Genomic DNA, 5308 nt, shown 5'->3' with positions numbered 1-5308 from the left:
GCCGGTGGCCAACACCTTGAGCGCGAGGTTTCCGGCCTCCGCGCCCATGATGGCGACAAACATGTCGAGGGTGGCGACACAGAGCGCGCACGGGGGGTCGCCCTGCGCGGCTTTGACGATCACCGGGGTCGGGTCCGCCGCCGTCTCGAGCTGTTTCGCCAGCCACGCCGGTTCCTCGGCGAAGCCGGTCTCCTTAAGATACCCGTAGATGTTAGGAAGCCCTCGCCCGGAACAGACGCGTTCAATGCTCACGTGCTCGAATCGAGCCTGGAGAAACCGCAGCAGGTCGAGCTCTCGCGCCGTCGTGGGCGCAAAATCGGCATGCCCTCCCTCCGAGGGCTGGGCCCGATACATCGTGCCGTCCCATGTGAGGAACGCTTCCCCCAGGCCCGTGCCCGGCGCGATCACGGCGATGGCCCCACCGGGAGTAGGAGTCCCCACGCTCAAGGTCTCGAGGTCGGCCGGCTCGAGCAAGGGAACGGCATGAGCGATCGCGCCGAGATCGTTGACCATCCGGACAGGCGAAACCCGCAGCGTCTTCCTCAGCATCTCCTCGTCGATCTGCCAGGGAAGGTTGGTGGTCTTCACCCGACCGGCCATTACCGGCCCGGCCACCCCGAAGCTCGCGGCATCGACCGTGAGCCGAACCTTGCTGAGAAACTCCTGCACCAGCGCCTCGAGGCTGTGATAGTCAGCGCTGCGAAACGTGGCTTCGGCGACCGGGGCACGGAGCCCCCCATCGGACGAAAAGACCGCCAGGTCCGTCTTCGTCCCACCGATATCGCCGGCCAGCAAGATCACGAGGCTGTGAACCGACCCTTGATCCGGGCCGGCACGTTAGCGATCCACACAGGCAGATGCCAGAGGAGGTATGCTGCGTTATAGAGGATGAGTGCTGCCGACCCGAGCAGCAGAGAGGACGGTCAACTGAGACACACTCCTCTTTTTTTGAGGGCGCTGAAGGTCAATGGTCGCTCGAGCATAGACAACCTCCGTCTTCTCAAACCACGCCGCCGATCTGATCTATTCCAGCATACCACCCCGAGTCGGCGTGTAGGATGACAGAATTACGGGCGCACGTTGTGGCGGGGAGTGCACGAACCGAAATGCGACGACGTCAGGGAGACCTGTCGACTACGTCGCAGTCGCCGGACGCTGTGCCGCGTCACCCCTTGCGGAGCCGGGGGTCCAACGCATCCCGGAGGCTATCCCCCACGACGTTGAGGGCCACCACGAGGCTCAAAATAGCCAGGCCCGGAAAGGTTCCGATCCACCACTGATCCAGATAGTCCCGGCTGCTCGCGATCATCGAGCCCCACTCGGGAATCTGGGGCGGCGGCCCGAGCCCGAGAAAGCTCAACGACGCGAACGTCAGGATGGCATGGCCGACGTCCAGCGTGCCCAGGATGACGATGGGCGACAGGATGTTGACCAGAATGTGCCGGAGGAACACCCGAAGCGGGGACGCGCCCGCAGCGCGGGCCGCCTCGACGTACTCTCGCTCGCGGGCGGACAGGACGAGACCCCGAGAGAAGCGCGCGTAGGACGGCCACCAGGCCACCATGATCGCGATGACGGCGTTGCGGATGCCTGCGCCCAGCGCCGCGGAGATGATCATCGCCAAAATGACCGTGGGGAACGCCAGCATCAGGTCGGTCGCGCGCATGATGCCCTCGTCCACCACCCCTCCCGCGGCACCGGCGGCACTTCCGATGACCGTCCCCAACAACATGGCCAGGGCCACCGCCGCGATGCCGACGGGAATTGACAGCCGCGCGCCATACAGAATTCGGCTGAGGATGTCGCGGCCGAGTGGATCCGTGCCCAGCCAGTGGGCGGGGCTCGGTGGCGCGAGGCGTCCAACGATGTCCTGCCCAAGCGGCCCATACGGCGCGATCGCCGGCGCGGCGATGGCCAGGACTCCCCAGACGCAGACCATCCCCAGCGACACGAGGGCCAGAGGAGAGCGGACGAGCACGCGCGGCAGAAATCCGGTCAGCCTGGTCCTTCGAGGACCCGCAAGCGCGGAGGCATTCAACGCCGCCATCCTCAACCCATCCGGATGCGCGGATCGACCATCGCGTACGCGACGTCCACCAGCAGGTTGACCAAGACGTAGACGCTGGCCACGATGACGCCCACGCCCATGATCGCGGGGAAGTCGAGCGAGGTCGCGCTGCGGAACGCGTACGAGCCGAGGCCCGGCCACGCAAACACGCTCTCCGTCACCACCGCGCCGGAGAGAAGCCCTCCGAAGCTCAGCCCGATCACGGTGAGCACGGGCAGCAGGGCGTTCCTTGCGGCATGCCGCAGGGTGACGATCACACGGGGAAGCCCTTTGGCCCTTGCGGTCCGGACGTAATCTTCGCCGAGGACGTCCAGCATGCTGCCCCGCATCATGCGCGTGATCACTCCTACGCTGTAGGAGCCCAGTACGAGCGCCGGGAGCGCCAGGTGGGCGATCGCGTCACGCGCGGTGTCGCCCTGGCCCGCCAGGAGGGCATCGAGAATGATAAACCCCGTGACAAATGGCGGACGGGGCAGGCGAGGGCTCAGCTGCCCGGGCGACGGCACCCACCCGAGCCGGGCGTAGAAAATCAGCAACGCCACCAGGCCGAGCCAAAAGACGGGCATGGATACGCCCACCAGCGACCCACCGCGGCTGATCTGGTCGATGACGCTGTCGCGGCGGACCGCGGAGACGATTCCCAGCGGGATACCGAGGGTGAGGCTCAGGAGCATCGCCGCCACCGCGAGCTCGATCGTCGCGGGGAGATGCTGCCGCAGATCGATCGCGACCGGCTGGTGCGTCGAGATCGATACCCCCATGTCCCCACGCGCCAGATGGGCGAGATACACGACGTACTGCTGCGGGAGGGGGCGGTCGAGGCCCCATCGCTGCCGGAATGCAGCCACGGCAGCTGGGTTCGCCGCAGCCTGTTCTCCAAGGTTCGCGGAGATGGGATCGGCCGGAACGGCGTGGGACAGCACAAAGCTCAACAGCGTGATCCCCACCAACATCAGCGGGAGCACGAGCACCCGCCGGGTGATGTACCGCCGGAGCGTCACGCCGGGGCCGGCCTACACGCGGCGCACCGCGTAGAAGTCGACCCCCCACACGCTGTGGAATGTCACGCCGCGTAGGTCGGCGCGGTACGCCCACGGGAGCGCCGGCTGAAAGAGCGGGGCGTACGGGCCGATTTCCAACAAACGCCGCTGGACCTTCTGGAGCAACGCCACACGCTTGCGGAGATCCCCTTCCGCCTCGGCTTCGTCACCCCACTGCGCGAGCTCCTGAGTCGCCGGGGTCGCGTTCGCCGGCCAGCGCATCCGCTTACCCACGAGCCGGCCGGGGAGGTAGACGAGGAAGTCGCTGGCATCGGGATAGTCGGCGGCGTATCCGCCGAACAACGCCGGGGCTTTGCCGTCGCGGTAGTTCTGGAGGCTGATCGTGCCCGGGAGCCCGTTAAGATCGATGGCGATGCCGACGGCTGCCAGGTCCGCCTGGATCTTTTGGGCAAGGAGCGAGTACTGAATCCCGTAGTTCGTCACGTCGCTGGAGTACATCAACGTCCCTTTGATCGAGGCGAGCCCGGCCTCCCGCAGCAACGCGCGGGCTTTGTCCCGGTCGGTCCGGACCGCCTCCCGCGGGTCAAGGGACCCGGGGAGGGTGTTGGGAATGACGCCCGCCATGCGGATCGCGCCCGGGCCGGCGATCGTGAGGATGCCGTCGTAGTCGAGGGCGTAGCGGATCGCCTGAATCACCTTGGGGTTGGACAACTGCCCGCTCAACTGCGGGTCCTCATTGACCATGAACACGAACGAGGTCGCGACCCGGCTGGACTGCACGCTGATGCTCGACACCCGCCGCAGGGTCTGCGCGTTGTCCCGGCCCAGTCCGGTCGCGATGTCGAGATCGCCCCGCGCCAATTGAAGCGCTTGGGTCGATGCCTCCGGAATGTTGCGGACGACGATGCGCTCCATCGCGGCGAGACCCCGCCAGTGACGCGGGTTCCGGGCGAGGACGACTTCCTGATTGGGCGTGTAGCCCTCGATCGAAAATGCCCCGGTGCCGGCGGAGTGGCCGTTGAGGTAGGCCTCGGCTTGATCTTTGGTTTTCGCGTCCAGACCGGACTCGCCGCCGTGCTCCGCGACGACCTTGCTGTCGAGGATCCCGAGGCTCGGGCTCGAGAGAATCGGCACGATCGAGGGCTGCGGAGCCTTCATCCGGAGGACGACCGTCTGCTGGTCCGGCGCGAGCACCTCCTCCACGCCGTCGAGAAAGAAGGTCGGATTCGCCTTGAGGTTGATGATCCGGTCGAACGACCACTTCACGTCGGCCGACGTCATCGGGTTGCCGCTGACAAACTTCACGTTCGGCCGGAGCGCAAACGTGTAGGTCTTGCCGTCGCTCGAGACCTTCCAACTGGTCGCGAGGGAGGGCTTTGGTGTCTGGAGATCCTCCCCCTCGAAGGTGACGAGCGAATCGTACGCCGCATGGCAGACCATCTCGGCGACAGGCTCCAACACGTGGCCGGGGTCGAGGCTCCGGATGACAAAGCTGGGGGCCATCACCAGGGTGCCCCGGCCGGCGGGCGCCGCGCGCGCCGTGCGCGTGTGCATCAGGTGGCTCGCCACCGCCACCCCGATCCCCTGCCCCATGACGCCCAGGAAGGTGCGGCGGTTCATCGCCGAGCGTCGATCACCTCTCTTGTGCGTTCGCCACGACATCCGACCCACGCGCATCGCCCTCCCTGCCGCCCTTCGCTATGTGGTCTTCCGAATCGGGTACATGTCGATCGCCCACACGGAGTGGTAGGCGACCCCCCGGATGTTCGAGCGGTATGCGTAGGGGACCGCGGGTTGGAACAGTGGTGCGAATGGGCCGACCTGCCCGAGCGTCCGATCGAATTCTTGCAGAAGCCCGATCCGTTTGTGCGGCTCGACCTCCGCCTCCGCCTGATCGGCGAGCGCGGCCAACTTCTGAGCCGCGGGGCCCGCCGAGGGCAGCCAGCCCGCACGCTTGCCCACGACACGGCCCGGCGCCCAGACGAGGAAGTCACTTGGATCCGGATAGTCGGCGGCCCATCCCCACACGCCAAACTGGTTCTTGCCGCTCCGGTACTGCTGGAGGGAGGTCACGATCGGCAGACCGTCGAGATCGAGGGTGATCCCCACGGCGGCGAGGTCAGCCTGGATCTTCTGGGCCAGGATGGCGATCGGAATGCCCCAAGAGATCTGGTCGCTGGCGTACGAGAGTTTCCCCCTGACCGGCGCGAGGCCGGACTCCTGCACGAGCGCGCGCGCC

General features: G+C 66.8%; 5 protein-coding genes. All 5 read right to left on the bottom strand.

All coding sequences use genetic code 11. The annotated features are described in order from the left end of the window. Nucleotides 1-801, bottom strand: an 801-nt coding sequence (locus VFP86_08390; protein ID HET8999648.1) for a glucokinase, incomplete at its 3' end; no start/stop codon positions are given. 364 nt (nucleotides 802-1165) lie between these two features. Further along, on the bottom strand, nucleotides 1166-2047 hold the full coding sequence (locus VFP86_08385) for an ABC transporter permease (protein ID HET8999647.1): 882 nt from the start codon (nucleotides 2045-2047) through the stop codon (nucleotides 1166-1168). A 2-nt stretch (nucleotides 2048-2049) separates the two neighbouring features. Continuing rightward, nucleotides 2050-3069, bottom strand: a complete 1020-nt coding sequence (locus tag VFP86_08380) for an ABC transporter permease (GenBank protein ID HET8999646.1) — start codon at nucleotides 3067-3069, stop codon at nucleotides 2050-2052. Nucleotides 3070-3081: 12 nt separating this feature from the next. Then, complete coding sequence (locus VFP86_08375; protein ID HET8999645.1) at nucleotides 3082-4689, bottom strand: ABC transporter substrate-binding protein; 1608 nt, start codon at nucleotides 4687-4689, stop codon at nucleotides 3082-3084. Nucleotides 4690-4767: 78 nt separating this feature from the next. After that, nucleotides 4768-5308: ABC transporter substrate-binding protein (locus VFP86_08370; GenBank protein HET8999644.1), on the bottom strand; the 541-nt coding region annotated here is incomplete at its 5' end.

The sequence above is a fragment of the bacterium genome (assembly GCA_035703895.1).
In the GTDB taxonomy this organism is placed as follows: domain Bacteria; phylum Sysuimicrobiota; class Sysuimicrobiia; order Sysuimicrobiales; family Segetimicrobiaceae; genus Segetimicrobium.
Note: the sequence above shows the minus strand (reverse complement) of the source record. Positions and strands in the feature narration are given on the sequence as shown.